Origin of the sequence: Bacillus oleivorans (genome assembly GCF_900207585.1) — a bacterium.
GTDB classification, from domain to species: Bacteria; Bacillota; Bacilli; order Bacillales; family JC228; genus Bacillus_BF; species Bacillus_BF oleivorans.
Genome location: NZ_OAOP01000013.1, coordinates 52,236 through 75,643, shown reverse-complemented (window position 1 = coordinate 75,643; position 23,408 = coordinate 52,236). Strand labels below are relative to the sequence as shown.

The 23,408-nt window shown below is 36.8% G+C and carries 19 protein-coding genes and 1 pseudogene; 2 read left to right on the top strand and 18 right to left on the bottom strand.

Annotated features, from left to right (window positions below):
• Positions 1-10: 10 nt before the first annotated feature.
• From CRO56_RS21175 to CRO56_RS21130, 10 genes are all read right to left on the bottom strand, one after another.
• A complete protein-coding gene (locus CRO56_RS21175; protein ID WP_097160631.1) occupies positions 11-1,531 on the bottom strand; it encodes a sugar ABC transporter ATP-binding protein in 1,521 nt (506 codons plus the stop codon).
• Positions 1,532-1,617: 86 nt separating this feature from the next.
• Positions 1,618-2,733, bottom strand: a complete 1,116-nt coding sequence (locus CRO56_RS21170; protein WP_097160630.1) for a sugar ABC transporter substrate-binding protein — start codon at positions 2,731-2,733, stop codon at positions 1,618-1,620.
• 271 nt (positions 2,734-3,004) lie between these two features.
• A complete protein-coding gene (locus tag CRO56_RS21165; RefSeq protein ID WP_097160629.1) occupies positions 3,005-3,676 on the bottom strand; it encodes a DUF899 domain-containing protein in 672 nt (223 codons plus the stop codon).
• A 42-nt stretch (positions 3,677-3,718) separates the two neighbouring features.
• A complete protein-coding gene (locus CRO56_RS21160) occupies positions 3,719-4,513 on the bottom strand; it encodes an alpha/beta fold hydrolase (protein ID WP_245856060.1) in 795 nt (264 codons plus the stop codon).
• A gap of 431 nt (positions 4,514-4,944) precedes the next feature.
• Positions 4,945-6,135 (bottom strand): galactonate dehydratase, encoded by a 1,191-nt coding sequence (gene dgoD / locus CRO56_RS21155; protein ID WP_097160627.1) that lies wholly within the window; start codon positions 6,133-6,135, stop codon positions 4,945-4,947.
• Between the two features lie 125 nt (positions 6,136-6,260).
• Positions 6,261-7,424, bottom strand: coding sequence for a mandelate racemase/muconate lactonizing enzyme family protein (locus tag CRO56_RS21150; RefSeq protein ID WP_097160626.1), 1,164 nt, complete (start codon positions 7,422-7,424; stop codon positions 6,261-6,263).
• 42 nt (positions 7,425-7,466) lie between these two features.
• A complete protein-coding gene (locus tag CRO56_RS21145) occupies positions 7,467-8,480 on the bottom strand; it encodes a LacI family DNA-binding transcriptional regulator (RefSeq protein ID WP_097160625.1) in 1,014 nt (337 codons plus the stop codon).
• Between the two features lie 40 nt (positions 8,481-8,520).
• Complete coding sequence (locus tag CRO56_RS21140) at positions 8,521-9,804, bottom strand: TRAP transporter large permease (protein WP_097160624.1); 1,284 nt, start codon at positions 9,802-9,804, stop codon at positions 8,521-8,523.
• Complete coding sequence (locus CRO56_RS21135) at positions 9,785-10,288, bottom strand: TRAP transporter small permease (RefSeq protein ID WP_097160623.1); 504 nt, start codon at positions 10,286-10,288, stop codon at positions 9,785-9,787. The genes CRO56_RS21140 and CRO56_RS21135 overlap by 20 nt, the downstream gene beginning before the upstream one ends.
• Before the next feature lie 17 nt (positions 10,289-10,305).
• Entirely contained in the window at positions 10,306-11,316 is a 1,011-nt protein-coding gene (locus tag CRO56_RS21130; protein ID WP_097160622.1) for a TRAP transporter substrate-binding protein, read from the bottom strand.
• Between the two features lie 660 nt (positions 11,317-11,976).
• On the opposite strand from CRO56_RS21130, the gene CRO56_RS21125 reads away from it, so the two are divergent.
• A complete protein-coding gene (locus CRO56_RS21125; protein WP_097160621.1) occupies positions 11,977-13,323 on the top strand; it encodes an amino acid permease in 1,347 nt (448 codons plus the stop codon).
• Positions 13,324-13,431: 108 nt separating this feature from the next.
• On the opposite strand, the gene CRO56_RS21120 is transcribed toward CRO56_RS21125, so the two are convergent.
• The 3 genes from CRO56_RS21120 to CRO56_RS21105 all read right to left on the bottom strand — a co-directional run bounded on the left by CRO56_RS21120 (position 13,432) and on the right by CRO56_RS21105 (position 14,613).
• On the bottom strand, positions 13,432-13,626 hold the full coding sequence (locus CRO56_RS21120; protein ID WP_097160620.1) for a YwbE family protein: 195 nt from the start codon (positions 13,624-13,626) through the stop codon (positions 13,432-13,434).
• Positions 13,626-13,820 (bottom strand): hypothetical protein, encoded by a 195-nt coding sequence (locus CRO56_RS21115; protein ID WP_097160619.1) that lies wholly within the window; start codon positions 13,818-13,820, stop codon positions 13,626-13,628. Before CRO56_RS21115 ends, CRO56_RS21120 begins: the two co-directional genes overlap by 1 nt.
• Before the next feature lie 490 nt (positions 13,821-14,310).
• Entirely contained in the window at positions 14,311-14,613 is a 303-nt protein-coding gene (locus CRO56_RS21105; protein WP_097160617.1) for a TVP38/TMEM64 family protein, read from the bottom strand.
• 209 nt (positions 14,614-14,822) lie between these two features.
• Between CRO56_RS21105 and CRO56_RS21100 the strand changes: the two genes are divergently transcribed.
• Positions 14,823-16,805, top strand: a complete 1,983-nt coding sequence (locus tag CRO56_RS21100; protein ID WP_097160616.1) for an N-acyl-D-amino-acid deacylase family protein — start codon at positions 14,823-14,825, stop codon at positions 16,803-16,805.
• A 142-nt stretch (positions 16,806-16,947) separates the two neighbouring features.
• Here the strand turns inward: CRO56_RS21100 and CRO56_RS21095 are convergent, their stop codons facing one another.
• From CRO56_RS21095 to CRO56_RS23650, 5 genes and pseudogenes are all read right to left on the bottom strand, one after another.
• Entirely contained in the window at positions 16,948-17,766 is an 819-nt protein-coding gene (locus tag CRO56_RS21095; protein ID WP_245856055.1) for a DUF5655 domain-containing protein, read from the bottom strand.
• 312 nt (positions 17,767-18,078) lie between these two features.
• Positions 18,079-18,855 (bottom strand): DNA-methyltransferase, encoded by a 777-nt coding sequence (locus CRO56_RS21090; protein ID WP_097160615.1) that lies wholly within the window; start codon positions 18,853-18,855, stop codon positions 18,079-18,081.
• Positions 18,856-19,696: 841 nt separating this feature from the next.
• Positions 19,697-20,971 (bottom strand): type II restriction enzyme, encoded by a 1,275-nt coding sequence (locus tag CRO56_RS21085; protein ID WP_097160614.1) that lies wholly within the window; start codon positions 20,969-20,971, stop codon positions 19,697-19,699.
• Complete coding sequence (locus CRO56_RS21080; RefSeq protein ID WP_097160613.1) at positions 20,955-21,824, bottom strand: DNA adenine methylase; 870 nt, start codon at positions 21,822-21,824, stop codon at positions 20,955-20,957. Before CRO56_RS21080 ends, CRO56_RS21085 begins: the two co-directional genes overlap by 17 nt.
• A gap of 449 nt (positions 21,825-22,273) precedes the next feature.
• Positions 22,274-23,347: pseudogene (locus CRO56_RS23650) on the bottom strand (IS3 family transposase).
• Between the last annotated feature and the right edge of the window lie 61 nt (positions 23,348-23,408).

Here is a 23,408-nt window from a genome sequence, read left to right as displayed (position 1 = left end):
TTCACCCTCCTTATTGAGTCGCAAGCTGCATGATTTTTTCCTGATCCGCTTTTTCGCTTGACAGCTCGCCCATGATTTCACCCTGGGCCATGACGTAAATACGATCACTCATGCCAAGGACTTCACCTAGTTCTGAGGAAATCATGATGATGCTTAAACCTTCTTCAATCAGCTTGTTCATGACCGTATAAATTTCGTATTTTGCCCCTACATCAATCCCGCGCGTAGGTTCATCTAATAGTAAAAGCTTCGGTCCAACAAACAGCCATTTTCCTAAAGATACTTTTTGCTGGTTTCCTCCGCTTAAGTTTCCGACGATTTGTTCAAGTGATGACGCTTTTATATGCAATGAATCTTTATATTCGTTTGCAATTTTAATTTCTTCGTTTTCGTTGATGACACCATTCTTTGAAAGTTCGTTGAGATTGGCTATGGATATATTGTTCTTAATGTCTTGTATTAAAAACAATCCGTCTCCTTTTCGATCCTCCGTTACATAGGCAATACCTTCATGAATCGCATCGCTTGGATGCTTTAATACTTTCAATTTACCTTCGACGACCATTTCACCCTGTAATTTATAAGACTTTGCATTCCCGAAAATGCTTAATGCCAGCTCCGTCCTTCCAGAACCCATTAAACCGGCGATCCCAATAATTTCCCCTTTTCTTACAAGGAGATCGGCTTTTTTGACAACGTGTCGGCCTAACTTCGGATCATAAGCAGACCAATTCTTTAATTCTAAAACCGTTTCACCGAATTGCTTCTTTGCTCGTTTCGGATAAATATCATTGATTTCTCGTCCGACCATGTTTTTAATGATCGTACTTTCCGAGATTTCATCGTTAGCTGCATCCAACGTACAGATGGTAACTCCATCACGGATGACAGTCGCTTTATCTGCAATCGAGATGACTTCCTTCAGCTTATGGGATATCATGATACAGGTTATCCCCTGTTTCTTTAACTCCTGGATCAGCCTTAATAGATTTTCGCTGTCGTCTTCATTAAGAGCCGCGGTTGGTTCATCAAGAATCAGAAGCTTTACATCTTTACTTAAAGCTTTGGCAATCTCAATCAATTGCCGTTTTCCGACACCTAAATCCTTCACCAAAGTTTCAGGATTTACATCGAGGTTAACCTTTTTTAGAATTTTCTCAGCTTCAGCAATCGTCTTATTCCAATCAACCATCCCGCGATCTTTTATTTCATTCCCGATAAAAATATTTTCGTAGACGGTAAGATCGGGAAACAACGCAAGTTCCTGGTGAATAATCACAATCCCAGCATGGACACTGTCGCTGATTTTATGAAACTGCTGAATCCTTCCTTCAAATACGAGATCACCCTCATAGGTTCCATATGGATAGACACCGCTGAGTACTTTCATGAGAGTCGATTTTCCAGCTCCGTTTTCACCTACTAAGCAGTGAATTTCCCCTTTTTTCACCTTGAAATTGACATGGCTGAGTGCTTTAACGCCTGTAAATTCTTTCGATATATCATTCATTTCTAAGATGTATTCACTCATGGTTATCACCTCTCAAACAACTGTTAAAATCACGAAATAGTGATAGACATATCTACCACTATTCCGCGTCTTATTGATGTTTATTTTTAATCGAGTCCGGTAAATTCGCTAGCCTCATAGTAGCCTGAATCAATGAGTTCAGCTTTTACATTATCTTGGTTTACCACAATGACATCCGTTTGTTTTGCTTTCACTTCAATGCTTCCATTGTCGTAAGTACCTGTTGTTTCAGGTGTCTCACCTTCCAAAATCGTCACAGCCATACCCATTGCATCTTTAACAAGAGTACGAACATCCTTGAATACAGTCATCGACTGTTTGCCGTCAATAATATATTGAATAGATGCTTTCTCAGCGTCTTGACCAGTGACAACATAGCTTGTAATATCACTATCCGTTGCAAAAACATCGGCAATCGCGCGTGCAGTTCCGTCATTTGGAGCAAGGATCACAACATCGCCTTTCAGATCGGCACCGACAGCTGTTAAGTGGGTTTGCGCTTTATTTTTCGCTTCATTTGGATCCCAGTTCGTTGTCACCTGACCAAGGATTTGCCCCATTTCATCACGAGTAAGCTCGGCTTTATCTTTTAAGGATTCAGCTACACTAGAGTTGGCAATCACGAAGGTTCCATCCGCAATTTTTGGCTGCAGGACACTCCAAGCCCCTTCGAAGAACAAGAAAGCGTTGTTATCAGAAGAAGCTCCTGCATATAGATACAATGGAACTCCATTCCCTTCTGTATGATCAATCAAATATTGACCTTGAGCTGCACCTACAGAAACGCTATCAAAGGTTACATAGTAATCGACAGCATCGGTTTCAGTAATCAAACGATCATAGGCAATAACGGTAATTCCTTCTTTTTTAGCTGCTTCCACAGCTGCACCAGCCGCCGCTCCATCATGTGGGGAAATAATGAGAACTTCAATCCCTTTACTAATCAAGGTTTCCACATTTTCTTTTTCCTTAGCAGAAGAACCCTGGCTAAACAGTATTTCGGTCGTATAGTCCGAATCGGCTAACGCATCCTTGAATCGTTGTTCATCCTGAACCCATCTTGGTTCATCCTTAGTAGGTAAAACGATACCGACATCCACGCCAGCGGAGCCGCTTGTGCCGCTGCTGCTGCATGCAGCTAGAAAAACCGCTAACATGGTTACAATCAATAGAAGTGTAAATTTTCTCCAACCCTTTTTCATTTACATTCCCCTTTTCTGAATTTCTTTTTTACTACGGGTTCATTATAAATGTAAATAAGATGGGTGAAAGCGCTAACAAATAGCATTCTTTTATCATTTGCTGTAATTTTTTAACTTTAGTTTATTTATAGGAAAGAATCCATTCATCAATCAATCTTAAATGAAGCACATAAATAAAAAAGGAATCCCACTCCAATGGACAGGATTCCTCTTATGCATATTTATTTTCTTCTCACACAAATTCAATCAGTAACAGTGGCATAATACTCGCTTAAGTGCGATCATATTCATCGTGAAGTCTCCACCACTGGTATGGCGGAGTTTGCGGCCAACCTTCAGGTGAATCTTCCCAGGTCTCCTGCCGTCCAAGGGGTGTTAGATCAAGCAAGTTGAAGTCAAGCCTGATTCGGTCTGCGCCTCGTGCTGCTGTAAAGTAAGTGCGAAACACATGGTTCCCATCACGCAGAAAGACGCTTAATCCAAATCCCTTACCTGCTCCGCAATCGAAATTGAATTCATTTCCGTTTGAGGAGTACCAAGGGACAGTCCAGCCCATGCGTTTCTTGAAAGGTTGAATCTGTGTCAAAGGAGCCGGAGAGACCAGTACAAAGTTAGTATTGCGTGCATGAAGATGAGCGAGGTGCCCAATATTGTCTACAAAGGATGAACAGCCCACACAGGGACTTGAGTCAGGCTGCATCATAAAATGGTAAATAATAAGCTGGCGATGTCCGTCGAATAAATCGATTAGACTGGCTGTACCGTTTGGATCTTCGAAGACATAGTTTTTTTCGAAGGGAACCATTGGAAGCCTGCGGCGCTCGGCGGCTAATGCATCCAGCGCACGGGTATATTCTTTTTCCTTCACGAGTAACTTTTCACGCTCTTTCTTCCATTCTTCTTCTGAAACAATTCTCGGCATTTTAATTTGGCTCTGTGTCATATTCAATTCTCCTTTCTATATTTTCTCCATTACGTTCTTTTGCTAGATATTTTGCAGAATGTCCGCAAACCGATTGGGATCAGTACCGTATCCTCCGTGATTTCCAGGAAAGATTACAGGTTCACTGCCCAGTTTCTCAGCCAGCGCAACCGTGGTTCGGTAGGCGAGTTTTCCTTTAGAGCTTTCACCTACACCAAGGATGATCCGGGCAGTGCCTTCACGCAGCTTTTCAACGTCCGGTATGTAAAAAGAGAGGGGCTTAATCCCGTGAGCAAAGAAATAGTCAATATTTCCGCCGATGCGAGCAAATGTCTCCCTTTCCTCAGAAGTTGGCTGTGAACCCATACTTCCCTGCTCCATTTCTTCATTCATACCGGAGAGCGATAAAAATTGCTGCATTGCAGCACCCGCACCTTCACGGCAGTAGGTATTGTACAGATCTTCAGTATCAGCCAAAGCTTTTTTCGGATCGGATAGCATTTGCAGACATGGCGGTTCATGAGCTACCAGTGTGAGTACTCGTTCAGGGTATCTGGCTGCTAAATTCAGCGCTATCTGTGCCCCGCCGCTAGTCCCAAACACATATGCCTGTTCTGCGCCGATCGCGTCGATCAAACGAGCGACATCATCACCATGAAGGTCAAGCTGCTGTTCTTCTGGTTCACCGTTCAATGTACTGCGGGAGTTCCCGCGTGGATCGTAGGACACCACCATGTAATGATTAGCAAGATGTTCAGCCAGATCAGTGAAGACACCGGCATCCGCAGGACCACCAGGAATAAGCAACAGCGGAGGGCCAGATCCCCTAACTTCGAAGTAGATGGTCGCTCCAGGCATTTTTAATGTATTTGATTTCATCCCTTCTCATCTCCTTCTATTTGGAATTATCATTTCCATTTTAACGAAGGAAGGAGGATAGGATTTCTTATAAATTGCTATTTTTTTACTTTTGCGGCTTAACCTATCTACTATGGTCGGAATAAGGGGCAGAGGAGTAAAAAATTTGGAAATAGCTGTTTTTGATCTTAGTACAGTAACAGTTTGAATACGACCTTGTTTACGAAAAAAATACGTAAGAGATAAAACTTTTCATCTAATTGAAGTTAGCAGTTAATGATAGAAATAAAGACCTTCTACTGTATAATATAAAAATAAGTAGACGTGAAAAAGTTCACATCTACTTATCTCTAATAAATTTTGTTTGAGGAATGTAAAAATTTTCAGATTATATGACATATTATATGACATAAAACATTTAATAAAATGCTTTATTGATCTACTACTGAGCCATCCACATGAAGCCTAGTTTGTATTACTCGTCTTGAATAAGGAAATCTATTTTCTACATCATCTGCTAGCTCTACACCAATACCAGGATCATCGGGGATAATTATATAACCATCCTCACATCTTAATGCCTTTTTAACTACGTTAGATTGCCTAAATGATTTATCTTTGTCATCGGTTTTTCCAGAAATATAACGTTCTGTTGCAGAGGCTCTATCATCACCAGGAAACTCCTGAAGGGCAAAGTTTGGAATGCTTGCTGCAATCTGTATACAAGCCGCAGTGCTTACTGGACTGAGTGGATTATGAGGGACTACCATTGCGTCATGAGCTTCTGCCAACGCTGCTATTTTTTTAGCGCCAGTTATTCCACCACACATACAAACATCTGGTCTTACATAATGAACCGCATCCCTGCGTAAAAGGTTTGAAAACTCTTGAGGGGTGTGAAATCTTTCCCCTGTAGCAAGTGGTATATTAATATTTTTCGCTATGTTAACCATCGAATCAAAGTTATCTGGTGTTATAGGATCTTCTATAAAGAATGGATGATATTTTTCTATTCCTCTTGCGAATGCTATTGCCTCTGCTGGTTTTAATCTTCTATGAATCTCAATACAAAGATCGACTTCATCTCCTACTGCTTCTCTATATTGCCTAACTCTGTCTATTGCATTTCCAATCTTTTGAGCATGAGTTTCATAATAAGGGACACTTCTATCTTCATCTAAGAACGGAGTTAAATGCCCGACTGCTGTAAACCCCTTTCTTTTAGCTTCTTTTAAATTATCAACGATTTCCTCTGTTGTACTTCCACCAACATGATAATAAACTCTAGCTTTATTACGAGTTTTCCCCCCTAGCAACTGGTAGGTTGGGGTGTTGAAGTACTTTCCTGCAATATCCCAAAGTGCTATATCTATTGCACTTAACGCCCCCATGATAGCTGCCCCCCGAAAATGAAAACACCGATACATATATTGCCAATGATGTTCGATTTTTAACGGATCTTGACCAATGAGGTATGTTTTAAAAGTTTTAACTACTTCGGCAGAGGCATCTAAAAATCCCCAACTCCCAGATTCACCTAACCCTTTAATGCCTTCATCTGTATAAACCTCTACAAAAAGAAAACGATTTACAGGAATAATCTTTATATCTGTTATTTTCATAAAATATCATCCTTTTAATATTTAATCAATTATGTAATACTTAAATTCATATTTCAGCTTTACCCTTAATTGCAAAAATAATTTTTTCAATAATAAATAATAAAAAGGCAAAAATCGCCTTTTTATTATTTATCTAATCTATATTTATCGATTACTTTGCTATCAAGTTTAATACCAAAACCTGGTCCATCTGGGATTTTATAATATCCATTTTTAAATTCGTTTCTGTTTTCAATAATCTCATAGAATAAAGGATCCCGATCTGGATGGAATACTTCCAAAAACGTACCTGTAAGTGTTGAACCTAGTAAGTGTGGGGAGATTTGTGGTTCTTCATGATGTGCCATTTCAAATCCCAGAGCTTCTGCAGCGCCAGCAACCTGTCTCCAAGCAGTTGGACCACCGCTCCAACTAGCGTCGAAATTACAAACATCTATTGATCCATTTTTCATTAATTCAATACAAGCAGCAGGTGAATCTTCACTTTGGCCAGCTGCAACAGGGATACCTGACATTAAACGAATATCTTTCATAGAGTCCTTATCGTAGCTCCAGCGACATGGCTCCTCCAACCATCTAATATTTAAATCCTTTACACCCTTTGCGAATTTCAATGCATCATTTCTATCCCATCCTTGGTTGGCATCAACCGCAAGTATAAAATTATTACCTGCAACTTCACGAGCAATCCGTACTCTTTCTATATCAACTTCTGGACTTCTTCCTCCTACCTTAAATTTACAAGCTGCCACACCCATTTCTTGGTAAGACTCTATATCGTTTATTATCTTTTCTTTATCAACGTTTTTTCCTTCAGTATAATAACCACCTATTAACATAACAGGGAGCTCTGTTTTCGATCCTCCCCATAATTTTACAAGAGGTATTCCTAGACTTTTACCTATTGCATCATGAATTGCACTATCTACACATGAGAGAGCATTTAATGAGATTTTTCGATCTGCAAGAATATTAAAGGTAAGTGGGTAAAGCTTCTGCCAAATGTATTTTACTTCAAATATGTTTTCACCTATGATAAGAGGTGCCATTTCATCTTCAATCATTTTTACAATTAAATGGAGGTCATCCATTTCATCACCATTATATATTTCACCAACTAAACCATCTTCTGTAGTAATTCTAGTAATAACTGTGACTCTATGTGTCATAAAATAATTACTACCTTTAAATGCTTGTTTCAAAGGCAGTTTAATAGGTATTGCCTCTACCTTTGCAATTTTTGAATGATTATGATTCAACTTTGTATCATCCGCTTTTGTTTTCAGCATTTCATCTTCCTCCTATTATTCATTTCAGGTAATTCTATAAAATTAGATGGGTCTGCAAGAATCTCTTATAATAAATTCCGTAGGTATGACAACTGACTCAATTTCTTCAATTTGTTCCGGTTCTTCGATAGATTTAATTAAAATTTTTACGATACTTTTTCCAATGTCTTTTATCGGTCTATGGATTACGGTTAAAGGGGGATCAAGCAATTGCATTAATTCACTATCTTCAAATGTGATAATCGAAATGTCTTTTGGATATTGGAGCTTCGCTTTTCTCATACCGCGTAATATTCCATAAAACATTTGGTTATTTAAAGAGAGTATGGCAGTGATGTAGCCTTTTTGAATATCCGGTAATAAATCCATGAAAATGGTTTCACCTGACTCACTTGAGAATTTCCCATTTTTAATTAACGCTTGATTCGGAACTCGGTTATGAATAAGATAAGCATCTTTGTAAGCCCTGATTCCTTCTCGTGTTGGCCTAATTTCTTTATTTCCCCCAACTAACGCAATATTTGTATGCCCAAGACTGAGCAAATAAATGATCGCTTCTTTCACAGAACTATAATAATCGGTTAAAACTTTTGCTGTAAGATTAGGCAAATCTCGATTTATTGTAACGATAGGAATATCTATATTAGATAATGACTCATTTAACTCCTCATCATCCTCCTTTGGAATTGATAAGATAATACCATCGAATCTTCGTCCTTCTAAAAAAGAAGAGATTTTGTTCGCAATATCTTTTTCACCAATATTGCACAAAGATAAAGTATATCCGAATTGTTCGAGCTCGATTTGTGATTCCTTCGCAATTTGCGCGAAAATAGGATTAGAAATGTCTGCAAAGAAAGCAATATTTTTATACTTATGTGTCCGGAGACTTTGAGCTACATAATTTGGAGTGTACCCCAAAGCCTCGATACTCTCGAAAATCTTCTTTTTCATTTTAGGGCTTACACTGTTAGAACCGTTAATTACACGTGAAACGGTTCCTATACCAACCCCTGCATGTTTTGCTACATCTTTAATCGTAATTTTTCTGCTCATACGTGTTCTCCAAGTAATTTAGTAATCTGTTTTTTCTTATTTAATTGATTAATATTAATGAGATTTCAGGGATGATCGTCACGAGGATTAAACCTAACACAATAATTAAGAAAAATGGTATAACCCCTTTAACGACCGATCCAATTTTCTCCTTCGTAACTCCACTGACAACAAATAGATTTAATCCGACTGGAGGACTGATCATTGCCAATTCCAAATTAATCGTCATGATAATAGCAAAATGGATTAAGCTAATATCGAATTGTACTAAAACCGGCAACAAAATAGGTAATGTAATTAGAATGATGGCTACTGCCTCCAAGAACATTCCCAGCACGATGAACATTAGGTTAATGCCTAGTAAGAATATCCATTTATTGGCACTATTTGCTGCAACCCACTCTGAAAAAGCTTGAGGTATTTGTTCAATTGCAAGGAAGGTCGAAAATATTAATGCCGATGCTATAATTAGAAAAATCATAGCTGTAGTATTAATTGATTCTTTTACAATTTCAATGAAAAGTTTTTTTGTCATATCTTTATAGACAAAAAAAGATATGATTATAGAATAAAATACGGCCACAATAGATGCCTCAGTAGGAGTAACTGCACCTGAGTATATTCCGCCTAGAATAATGATGGGTAACAAAAAGCCCCACGATGCTTTCCCTGTCTTTTTTAATCTATCTTCCCAGCTAGCTTTTTCTAGTCCTCCGAGGTTTTTTACCTTGGCATATACGATTGCAAATATTATTAACATAATCCCCAACATAATGCCGGGGATAATACCAGCGATAAATAAATCACTTATTGATTCTTCTGCTATAGATCCATAAAGAATAAGGGCAATCGATGGCGGAATTAAGATTCCTAACGTTCCTGCAGCTGCTACCAGACCCATCGCATATTGTTTGGTATACCCTGTCTTTATCATCGCCGGAATCATAATAGAACCTATAGCTGCCGCAGTTGCAGGGCTTGATCCTGATATTGCGGCAAATATCATACAAGCGAGAATAGATACGATAGCCATCCCGCCTCTTAAATGACCGACCCATGACTTGAGAGCTTCAATAAGATGAAAGGAGATTCCTCCTTTAGCCATCAATAGGCCAGCAAATATAAAACCAGGAATTGCCATAAGGGTAACACTGTTAATAGCTGAAAACATATTATAAGGGATCGTTTGCAAGTTATAGTTAATCAGAAATAAACCTAAGATACTCGATACACCAAGACTAATGCCAATAGGTACACGAATTAGAAGAAGAATGATGAATGAACCAAATAGAACTATCGTTGCATTATCCTGTAAAAATTCCATGATTCTTCTCCTCTTCTATTTTCTTATTTTTGATTGAAAAATAATTTATGAGCTTTTCAAGATATGCTAGAAATAAAAGGAGTCCCCCAATTGGCATAATCATGGATTCAATCCAAAGAGGGATTTTAGCTTCTAATGAAACCCCTCCAACTCTATATGCTTCAAAGACCATCTGAAATCCATAATAGATAAAAAATATTGAGAACATCATACCAATGGTATATCCAACCAGATCTAAAAACCGTTGCACCCTTTTAGGAAGGAACGCATATAAGAGATCTAGTGCAATGTGATTATTATTTTTTAATGCAGTGCTAAATCCAATGAAAATAGACCAAACGATTGTAAGAGCAAATATCTCTTCGATCCAATGTACTGGATTATTAAGAATATATCTCATAAATACACCAAATATACAGACGCACATTCCAATTAGAAATAAAGGAACCATAAGCAAAGTTTCTAACTTAGTTATCCTTTCCATTCAATACTCCTCCCAGATTAACGACTCAAAGCATCCTCAATGACGTCTTCACCGAATATAGGTGTATATTTATCATAGATGGGTTGAAATAACTCTCTAAATTGCTCTTTTTCCGAATCTGATAATTCATAAATCTCTATTATGCCTCTTTCTTTCATTTTTTCTAGCCCTTCTTCATTTAGTCTTGCAACTTCTTCTCTCGCTGTTTTGGTCCCGGCATCAATTCCTTCTTGAATGACTTTTCTTGTTTTTTCATCCAAGCTATCCCAAAATTCAGTATTGGTAAGCAAAACATAATCTACCCTGCTAAATTCATTAATTGTAAGATACTTCTGAACCTCATCAAATTTAGCTGAAGCAACACTGCTTAATGTATTTTCTTGACCATCTACAGTTCCTTGTTGTAACGCTGTATAAACTTCGCCGAATGGAAGTGATACCGTACCAGCATCTAACAACTCAAATACATCTGCTAGTACTTGCCCACTTGATGTTCTTATTTTTAAGCCTTTAAAATCTTCAGGTGTTTTAACAGGACGTACATTATTGGTTAATACTCGAAATCCATTTGGCCACATGGCAAGGGCTTTAACACCCTCTTTTTCAATTTTTCCCATTATTTTTTGTCCATGTTCACCATCCCAGAAGGCTGCTGCCGCTTGATCCGAACTAAATGCTAAAGGCAAGGAGGCCATATCAAAAGCTGGTTCGTATTTTACTAATTTTGACATGTCGGGCATTATAAACTGAACGTTATTGGAAAGGAGATTTTCAAATTCATTTTTATCATTATAAAGGGATCCGTTTGAATAGAGTTTTACTTCGATTGCACCACCTGAAGCTTCTTCAATCTTTGTTTTCATCGCAAGTGCACCTTGATGCTTAGCTGTGCTTTCAGGTGCTACATGTGTAATAATGATTTCATCGACCGAGTATTGGCTGTTACTGCTTTCACTATTTCCGCATGCACTAAGTGTGAGCAAAAAACAGATTGAAATAGTGATTACAAACATCCTTCGAAATCTCATTCATATGACCTCCATTTTTTGGAATCGTTTCCATTTGGAAACGTTTCCATTGATTTGTTTTTGATTATAAATACTATTCAGAAAATTTTCAAGACAATTTTAAAAAAATATCAGGAATAAAATGGCAATGGAAAGCATACTATTTTTGGTAAAATTTTTCCATAACCACTTCTGCATCAGCGTCGAAGAGCTTCCATATTAGTTGGTTTGCTGGAGGAATTTTAGGGGTGAAACTAATCCTTCTCCATTTTCAAACCATATTTCGCAAGTCTCTCCCTGCAACGTTAAAGTTCTTAAATTTTTCATAACCATTTGATCCGATACCTGACCCATTTTCACAGAAAAAGTGCCCTTAAAAACCTGAATAATTAGGCAGTTGTCTGTAAAACCTAACATGTGTTCAGGAAGTGGAAAAATTGACTAATAACCACTAGTTGAGTTAGTTAGAAATAGAAGGACATGTCCTAAAATTTCAGAGACAGACTATCTTTATTCCCTTAATCCGCAACTTATTCAAGAACGAGAAAGTCATCAAATCTAAATAGAGTCGAAGCAAAGCTTAATATAGACGGGTTGCTACACTAGTCAGATCAATAATCGATTGAATTGAGGGATTTTGAAACAGCAGAACCGTCCCTATGTTTCTTTGGAGGAATGCAGATGCATGAAGAAAAACTTGCGAGGGGTTTGAAAAATAGGCATGTACAGCTAATCGCGATTGGCGGTGCGATTGGGACTGGTTTATTTCTTGGGGCAGGGAAATCGATTCATTTAGCGGGACCCTCCATTCTATTTGCCTACATAATCACTGGGATTTTTGCCTTTTTGATTATGCGCTCACTTGGAGAATTACTCTTAACTAATTTAGAGTACAATTCCTTTATTGACATTGTTCAGGACTATTTAGGTAATTTGCCTGCTTTTATCACGGGCTGGACCTATTGGTTTAGCTGGATTACCATCGCAATGGCTGACTTAACAGCTGTTGGACTTTATACTCAATATTGGCTTCCTGATGTACCTCAATGGATTCCAGGATTAATTGCACTTGTCATTTTACTGATTATGAACCTGACTACCGTAAAGCTTTTTGGCGAAATGGAATTTTGGTTCGCCCTTATTAAGGTCATCGCAATCCTGGGTTTAATTGTCATTGGAGTCTTCATGATTCTGAGAGGCTTCTCAACCGATGCGGGACCATCCAGTTTCACCAACCTATGGACACATGGCGGATTGTTCCCAAATGGAATGACTGGGTTTATCCTTTCCTTTCAAATGGTGGTGTTTGCGTTTGCTGGTGTTGAACTTGTAGGGCTAACAGCTGGGGAAACGGAAAATCCAGAATATGTGATGCCAAAAGCAATCAATAATATCCCGATTCGGATTTTAATTTTCTACGTCGGTGCCTTGGTTGTTATTATGAGTATATATCCGTGGACTGCCGTCGATCCACTGGAAAGCCCATTCGTCCAAGTCTTCGTGGCTGTTGGGATTACTGCTGCAGCTGGTATTATAAATTTTGTCGTTTTAACATCCGCGGCTTCGGCAGGAAACAGCGCGATTTTTAGTACAAGCAGGATGATGTACTCACTTTCCAAAGAAAAAAATGCACCCGAACGATTTTCAAAACTGAATAACCGTAAAGTCCCATCCAATGCATTATTCCTTTCAACAGTCGTTATTCTAATTGCCGTCGTATTGAACTATGTCATGCCAGAAGGAGTATTCACACTGGTTTCAAGTGTAGCTACCGTTTGCTTCATTTGGATTTGGGGAATTTTAGTCATCAGCCACCTAAAATACCGCAAAACCAAGCCAGAACTAGCAAAAGTAAATAAATTCAAAATGCCTTTTTTCCCATTGTCAAACTACCTAACCCTTGCTTTCCTAGCATTTATCCTTGTCGTCCTTGCTCTAGCAGAAGATACACGTGTCGCCCTGTTTATTACCCCTGTTTGGTTTATTTTACTGATTGTCCTTTATAGATTGCGCGGGGCAAGATATTGAATGATTTTATTTTTGTTGGCTAATAAAAAAGGGTATCTTGTGTTAATTATGAGAGAACAAATAAAGCATTCAAGGAAAGTTTCCTAGAATGCTTTATTACTTCAATTATTATGAGTGAATTTCCTTAACGCGTCCAATCTGCCCATCTGTCAGCCTGACTTTAATACCGTGGGGATGAGTGCCTGATTTGGTGAGAATATCTTTCACAATCCCCCTCGTAAGATGACCCGTTTTTTGATCCTTTTTTAAAACGATATCAACCGTCATGCCTGGTAAAACATCATTCCGATTTTGACCGCTCATTATACACCCATTTTTCTGCGAGTATTGCTCGGTTTTTTCGATTGTTGGCTCTTCAATTTCTTTGTTGAAAGGTCACCATTTGCTTTACCTTTACCTGCGATAGCCTGATTCTTTTTATTTTCAAGTTGTTGCCTCATTGCCTCTTTTAAACTGGTTTTCTTTTTTTGCGCTTCAGGTTGATTATTCTGAGTCATAGATGGTTCCTCCTGTCCAGATATACTATATTGATTATGTGTGAAAAAACAAAAAATGTAAATATTCCTTGTCAATTAAATAATTGGATAATACAGTTCATATCTGGGATTACAATAAATTGGCTGCCGAGAACTTTACAGATACGTCCCCATTTTTACTTTTCCCCATAAAAGCACGAGGGGCATGCCCTTCCCATACCTTGTTCAGCTCTTTATTTTTACTTTCTTCATTTAAGTCGGAGTTCATAATTTGATTATACTTTTGAATCGGTTGTGGTAATGGTGCATTTGACCGATCATACACACCAAAGCCGTATAATCTTTCACCATTTTCATCTATGTAATACAGTTGAACTACTTGATCCGTCTTAAATTGGTCAAACGTTAATGAAGAACTTGCATTATAATTGCCTTTCTCATCCTCAGTTCAGTGAATTTTTCTCGTTTAGTTTCAGACATTCATTTATCCCCCACTCTATCAAATTTCTTTTTATCTTCTATACCCGCAATTCGGACAGGAACTCAGCGTACTATTGTATCGATAATCACAACTAACACAGACCTTATTTGCTTCTTTATAATATAAATTATCTCTAGAATGATCATTTGCCTGAAGTCGATATAAAATCGTTTCCTGCACATCACTTATTTTTGCTAATGCAAAAAATAGAATGGAAGAAACAACACTGCCAATTACCCCAAAAATAAAACCTAAAAATGAACCAGACAAAATGCCGCTGATAAATCCAATAACGATTACAAAAGTTCCGCAGACGTTTAGTAATGTACTCATCTAAAACCTCTCCCCTATATTTCTAATTAGTCCATTTCTCATAATTCATAAGGAAAGTGAATCATTTCTTATGACTTTGGAATGCTTTAAAGGATAAAAATCCCATCGTAGGATTCAATCTATTATACTATATAAATTCGGAAAATTATGAAATATAGTTAAGATGAAAACGGTTTCTCGTAAATTACTATTTTAAGGAGGGGTATTGGTTGAGAAAAAAGAATGCATTGACTCTATGGATGATTGCGTTGCTAGTGATGGGCAGTATTTTGCCATTTACTATGAAAGGTTCAACGGCTAATGCAGATGAAACGGTCTATGATATCATCCTGAAGAACGGAACCATTATGGATGGGACAGGCAGTCCTTCCTATCAAGCAGATGTTGGTTTGAAAAATGGCTACATCTATAAGATTGGCGATCTATCAAAGGAACACGGGGCTGAAGAGGTTGATGTCAAAGGCCTTGTCGTTGCACCTGGTTTCATAGATGTCCACAGCCATGCCGATGAGGAGTTTCTTCCATTTGCAAAAAGCTCTTTAACACAAGGTGTCACAACTGAGATTCTAAACCCAGACGGCTTTGGCAGTGCCGATATTACAGAAAAATTTGAACTCGAAGAAAAAGGTTTAGCGATTAATGTGGGAGCTTACCTTGGTTTCAATGCGGTGTGGGAAGAAGTCGTCGGGGAAAGTGACCGCCGCCCTACCGAAGCCGAATACAAGGAAATGCAGGCTCTAATTGAAAAAGGCCTGGCAGACGGAGCTTGGGGAATCTCCTCCGGCTTAACCTACACACCTGGGGCATTCGCCCAGACTGAAGAAATTATTGAAGTCGTAAAGGCTGCTGAAAAATGGAGAACCAACTTCCCGAGCCACATTCGTAATGAAAATAACCTGGTTGTTGAGGCGACCGCAGAAATTATTGAAATCGGCGAAAAAGCAGGTCTTGTTCCAGTCATTACCCATATGAAGGTCATGGGACCTGACAATTGGGGCAGATCGGCAGAAACAATCGGTCTTATTGATGCAGCAATTGAGCGAGGCACTTATACCGCTGCCGATGTCTACCCTTACTTAGCCAGTCAGACTGGAATTAATGCAATCGTGCCAAACTGGGCTGAAGATGGCGGCAGACAAGCCATGCTCGATCGCTTCAAAGACCCTGAGCTGCGTGCACAAATCACCGATGAAATCGAAGAATTGATTTTAGACAGAGGCGAAAGTGCAGCAGATGTCTACTTCCCAGAGAAGCGGCAAAACCTGCAACAATTCGCTGACAGCCAAGGCGTTCGTCCGGGCGAAGCAGTCATCAGAATCTTAGAAACAGAAGGCGACATCCGCACGATCTACTATTTTGGGAAAGAAGAAGATTTCAAGCGAATTCTCCAACATCCAAACGTTGCCGTTGCATCGGATGGCGGCGTATCAGAATCAGCCAGCATCCACCCAAGACGATACGGCACACAGCCAAGAGTACTCGGAAAATATGTTCGTGAAGAAGGCTATATCACTCTAGAAGAAGCCGTATACAAAATGACCGGACTTCCAGCCACCATGATTGGTATGACAGACCGAGGCCTATTAAAAGAAGGAATGGTTGCCGACATCACCGTATTTGATCCAAACACAGTTTCAGACCTCGCAACCTTCGACGTACCAAAGCAATACTCACAAGGGATGAAGTACGTGTATGTAAACGGTCAATTAGCACTAGAAGACGGTGAAGTAACCGGCGTACATGCAGGTAAATTCCTCAAACGCACAGCCAACATGCCAAGCCGCCCAGAATCCTTCAGCAAAGATACAAAACTTGAAGTCAAAGGAAAGCTCTTAGCAATCGATGGACCAAGAAACGGCAAAAAGCCATCCATCGAATTATCAATCAATCAAGAAGCCTATGGGGATGCAACGGGTACCTTCTCTTTTGAAGACCCAGCCAACGGAATTAAAATCGAAAATGTTCAGCTTGGACAGGTCCAGACATTAAACGACGATTGGGCTAGTCTTACTGGGGTTGGGGTTGTTGATGATTCCGATGAAGTTAAAGCTTTTTCGGTTATCATTGATAAAGACGATCCGATGGTAGCTGGCATGAAAGCGACTGTTACGATTCAGATTGAAGGTGGGTATGAGGTTAAAGGGGTGTTGGTGCCTGGGAAGGTAGGGATCGAAATTTCCGATAACAAATAAATAACCATACACAATAAAACAGCCATGATAAAAGTGGCTGTTTTATTGTTATTTTTATTAAAAAATATCTCTCCGGCCCTTTAAAAAACCTCACTTACAAGCTAGTTTTCTACAATAACCTATATTATCTTATACAAATTTTTTAGCTAACATCATAACTCTTGTTTATTAGAGGCTTAGCCTTCTTTATATCTTCATAACTGTCTATTGTAATTTCCAAATCTCCAGTTCCATAATGTCCAATATTTGTTACATCTCGAGTAAAACCTGGCTCTATAGCAACAGTGTCGAGATTAACTTTTAAATACATTAATATCTTATTTGTTTGGGGATGTACTTCAACACATGCGAAATTTTTAATACGTCTAAAAGCGAAATAATTTTTTAAGACCTTTATTTGAACGTCGTCTCCCAAAGCCAACATATACGCCTTTAAAGATTCATACCAATTATATAATTCTGTATTTGCTTGTAGTAAATAATCAGAGACTGTTTTTCCTCTATTATTTCTGCTACTAGAAGTAGAATCATCAATAATTTGTGTCAACTGAATCGTCGCATTTACTAAATCAAGTAACAAAAATCCATCAGAATAATGTTTGTATTGGTATAGCTCGATATTACGATTAATTTGTTGGACTGCATGTTCGTCATATTTTGTAAACCCACCTGCGATACAAAGCAAACGGGGATTACTCCAATCAATTGAATCAGAAACATCTTTTCCAAATTTCCGCATAACCATTAATTCAAATTCAGCTTTATGATCAAGAAGCCAATCAAGGTAAAACAAACCTTGATTTATAACATTTTCATTGACAGAGCGTTTATATTCAATGATTACTGGTGAGTTATTTTCATCTAATCCCAAAGTGTCAATTCTACCAGCATGCCTTTTTCCTGTACTATGTTCAGATGCTAAAAAGCGAACACCTAAAAATATTTCTAAATTTCTTTCCATTATATTTTGGAGCGATTTTTCTACAGCTATTGACTTACCTTCTAGTTCTTCAACTGAATCACCATTTAATCGGAATAATTTTTAATCTCCCATTATAATAACCTCTTTTGCGAAAAAACTGTTCATTATTTATTGAATACATAACAATTTATGATGTTCCTCATATGTGTTTTGTCTTAAATATTCAACTCCCTCAATACCCCATTATACCAACTTTTCCATTATGCACCAAATCATATAAGGGTTCTGTGTATAATAAAATGATGAGTTTACCACAAAGTAAATCATACTCTATAAATTTTCATTTTACTTTTAAGTTTGTAAATATGATTTATTTTTATTTAAAACTTTATTTATTCTCCTCTCACTTAATTTGACAAATTGTTCTTCCTTTTCAATTCCAATGAATTTCCTGCCTAGTGTAATTGCTGCAACACCAGTAGTTCCACTTCCGCAAAAGGGATCTAAGATAATTTGATTTTTATTTGTAGAAGCTAAGATAATTCTGTTGAGTAATTCAAGGGGCTTTTGTGTGGGGTGATAGCCGAAGGTTTTTTCATTTTTCTGAACGGCTGGAATTTTCCATATATCTGTCATTTGTAATCCGTTATTTAATTTACACATTATTTCATAGTTGAATATTTGCTTGCTTTGGTCATTCTTTTTAGCCCATATTATATGTTCCCATGCGTGAGTAAACATTCTATGACTCATATTCGGTGGTGGATCCTCTTTCTGCCAAACAATACTGTTTAAAATTTTGTACTTTTGATAAGTTAATGCCTGTCCAACAGAAAATATATTGTGGAAAGTCCCTGTAATCCATAAAGTCCCATTCTTATTTAAAATCCTTTTACACTCCTTTATCCATTCATAATTGAATCGATCAATTTTATTTCGATCGGTTTCTTTGTCCCAATCTCCTTTATCTACACTAACAATCTTCCCAGATTTACATGATATTCCCCCATTTGATAAAAAGTATGGAGGGTCCGCGAAAATCATGTCAATTGATTCTGATTTAATTTTTTTCATTGCCTGGATACAGTCATCATTGAGCAAAATAACATCATTACCTATTTTTTTCATTAATTTCCTCCTAAATTGGGTCGTATAATAGTAACTTATTTCTACAAAGATAATTTTTTTCCTTTTCAATATAAAAATTTACATTCCACCGTAATATCTGTAACCGTCAAGTAGTTTTGAATGCTTTTTGCTAATTAATGTTTAATCACTTTTCTCACCATAAATGGTAATTTTGTGCTACCTCTATAGCTGTCATTTTGGTTAGTTGAATAACTTCTACTCGATAAAATAGTTGATCGAGAATGGCTGTAGTAACCCCTTGGTGATCCACTAATTCGCCAGATTGTTCACGACCTTTATTGGATATCAAAATGATTGAATTTTTTATTCATAAGATGATTAAATAAATGGACAAATATATTAGCTCCCTTTGATCCGTTGCCATTTAATTAAATCATAAATAATTACCAAGTCAGCTTTTTTAATTTCTTATACCGAGTATGAGATTTCGAATATATTCTTCAGTTTTTTATAGAAATACAAGCTTACCAATTGTTGAAAACTATACCTTATATTTTTTTGCATAGGTCACAGCCTAATCCAATACTAATAATAAATTCTCCCTAGTCGGGTTAGATCTGCATTTAGGATAACTAAAATAACAAAAATCCCTAAACTATTTTGTTTAGAGATTTTAAGAAAAGTAACTATATAAAATTGCTTTAGTAGAAGATGTGCTTCTAACAATTACTGTTATTTTTCTCTGTTTTTTAGTTGACATTGCCATATTTTTGTTAACTAAAAAATTGAAGTGTGTTTCATCTCAATAAGTCAGGGGAAGCAATTTCAGAGTGCATCGTTAAATGAAAAAAACCTAACCTTCTAAGACGTAATCAGTATATTAAACTTGTGTTAAATCCAATATCCAATTTATCCAACTGCTTACTGTTGATGCCCTTCTCCAATAAGTACTACCTGATTCCACTCTGAATAAATTACAGCTTTGCATGATTTCTACTATTCGTTCTCTGGTTGGTGGTTCTGAATTATAAATATACTCATGAAAAACTCTTCTAAATGCTTCATGTTCCAATATCGTACTAGCTAGACTTAGATACTTTTGTTTGTATGGTAGTTTCATTATTTTTCTACCTCTACTAGTTAGACGATACATTACTCCATTTCCAGTTGAGTATTTTTCTATTAGCCCTAAATATCTTCCTGCATCTGTATAGTAGTTTGTTTGTCTACTATCAAAGTCATAGTTCATTGTTATGAAGTCTTTGGTAAGGTCATTTTTAATTAGGTGTTCTAATAGATTGACTACCCTTTTGAACTTATCAGCTTGTGGGAACGGTATAGTTGGTTCAGGTACAAGATTAGTTGTTTCGTATACCTCTAATATATCTTCCAGCAATAATTCTTCATGTGCTATAATAAAGTCTTTTTGTTTTATCAATCGTAAAGAATTGTATTTACTGGGGTCAGTAAACTCATAAACAAAAAAGCTAAATATGTCATTAGAATGAGTAAAAAACACTGGTCTAATTTTTTTAGGTGTTTGTTCTTGCCATAACCGATAAGGATAATAAAGCTGTCTAATAAGAAAATCATCTACAGTTTCTTTTTTAGCTTCCACTATCATAAATTGGCTATCACTTTCGTAACCACCGTCTATTTCGACTTGTGCATTTTTAATACTTACATTATGGTCATATCCACTCTTAGTACTAATACTGAAGTCAAACTCTTTAGAGGACATTCTCCCACTCACAGTCTGAACAGCTTCTTCCCCCAAAACTTCATCTATCATTCCAGTTATTTCAGCACAATGTAATGCTGAACTCTCTGAATAAAGATTATGGGGGTCAATAGTAGTAATATTAGTTGGAAAAGGTATAGCCTCCGGCCTAATGGAATCGTCATACGCAACTTTATTAAAAACTTCAAAAGTGCCAATAACATAACTAGAACGCGAAATAGGTAAAATGGAAAGTTTATGCTTTTTAAACAACGTTGGTAAATTGCTAAAATGATCAAACTTAGCCATTAATCGTGGTTCACGTTCCTCTTTAATTTCCTTAGCCTTTATTTCATAAAAGCCATATTCATTTACCTTTTCAACTATGTCATAACGTTCAAAAAGTGTATACCATGCTTTATCTGTCTGGTTCATAATTCATCACCAACACTTCATCAATTTTTCCACGTTTTGACGCAACAGAGTTGATGTTTCTACTAGCTGATACTATTTCAATATGGAATCCTTTTTCTTCATATTTTTCTTTAATCCAATCAGTAGCTGAGTTGCTTAATAAAAATTTACAACCTCGCTTTTCCAAATCAACACATAGGTCTCTTAGTCTAAGCTGGTCATCCTTATTAAATCCGTCTAAACTGTATCCAGTAAATGAAGAAGTATCTGAGACTGGGTCATATGGTGGGTCAAAATAGACAAAATCCCCATTTTTAGCAGTACTTACAGCTTCTTCAAAGTCTTGATTTAGAATTTTTACTTCAGCAGACTGTATATAATTATGCACTGCCTTTAGTACTATTTCATTTACTATTTGAGGATTTTTATAGTTACCAAAAGGTACATTAAACTGGCCTTGACTGTTTACCCGGAATAAACCATTAAAACAAGTTTTGTTTAAGTAAATCAATCTTGCTGCTCTTTCAATGTCATTCATGGATTTATATTCTTCTTTTCTATCCTTATCACGAATTTTATAGAAGTAATCCTTATCGTTTTTTTCTTGATGTTCATTTAATTTATCTATTAATCTACCAAGACTATCTTTGTCTTTAATTACATTATACGTATTAACCAATTCTTCATTAACATCATTAATAACTGCCTTATTAGGCTGTAGGTCAAACAATACAGCACCAGCACCAACAAACGGTTCGTAATACGTATTAAATTTCTTTGGAATATACTTTCTAATCTCCGGTAGTAATTGACGTTTACCACCAGCCCACTTTAGATAAGGTTGAAGTAGTTTGTTTTTAATCTTTGAAGCCATATGTAGTATTCTCCCCTTTAATACACAAAGAAACATTGTATTCTATCATATCATTATTATGTTAGCAATCAAATATAAATCTATTATAACACAAATACCAAACAGGCGTTCCCAAAACGCACGTAAAAAAACAGTTGATTTTTTATTCAACTGGAACACTTGTTCATCCTAAGAATTACTTCCTTTTGCTCTATTCCAGGTACAGAGGTAAATAATAGACATATTGCAATGTTGTACTTTAAAATAGTGTGATATCTTTTCAAAGTATTTGTTGCATTATTCTTCATGGATTTGGAGATGCTGAGGAGATCCCTACATAAATAATAAATGAATTCTATGAATAACGCTTTATTTATACAAAAGGACCGCCTAAAATTGGACTGTTCCGTTCATATGAGACTTAGAATAAAACCTATGCTGCCTGTCCCCTATACAGTAGGACAGGTAGTTTATTTTGCCTGAATGCGTATATGATTATATCTGTACATATATTTATTACAATTTGTACTACTATAGAATTGTTCATAGATGCTCTACTTTGAACTTTGAATTCTTCCGACTTTAGCGAGGAGTGATAGGATTCGATGACGCCATTATCATGGCAGTTTCCTTTTAGAGACATGCTTGTAGTAATGCCTTTTTCTTTGGCTAAATTTTGAAATGCATAGGAAGTATACACAGATCCCTGGTTAATGTGAAGAATCACTCCTTCAGGTTTGTGTATTAAAACTAAGTTTATACCTTGTCTGGTGCCTATCTTATTAGCCACTATTTCGTTGTTAAAGAGATCCATGATGATTGATAAAAACATCATCGTTAAGCCATATGGTAAATAGGTAATATCCGTAACCCGCTTCTCATTTGGGCGACTTGATTTAAAGTTTCGATTTAGTATATTTGGTAAGACAATATTATATACTTCAGACGATTTATCTTAACCTGACACTGTGTCTGAAACTTCAGCTTTATCTTTTGTACAGTTTTACGGTTTACCTTATTCAATGTTTCTAACTAAAGGGCCTTAATTTTTCGATGACCATAGTGGTAATGATTTTCCTCACAAAGCTTAATAACTAACTCTTTTAAAGGAGTAAAACAATATCTTTATAATTCTTTTTCCAACAATAATATGTTGCTTTAGGAATCCCCAAAACACCTAAAATATCAATTAATTTATATTTAGACGAAAGACTTTCTACAACTTATACAACTGTTTTTGACTCCAACACCTTTCGATTTCCTGGTACTTTTTTATAATTTCTAATTGAGTTTCTAACTGCTTATTCCGATATTAAGTTGTTCTAACTCACTCAATTCTTCAAAACCTTAACTATAGGTATACTGTTTTCCAACTTGTTGAGAGAACTGATAGGTTTGACCTGACTTATACATCTTCATCCATGTTTTAGTTTGAGACTTATTTTTAATATTTAGTTTTTCAATAATCTCTTTGTTAAACCATCATTTTTCATTTCAATCGCTTTCCACTTTATTTCATCTAGATAATGTACTCTTGTACCCATAGAAAAACACCCTCCTAGAAATCATATTGTATAAATACGATTCAGGGGGTGTTTTCTCCTT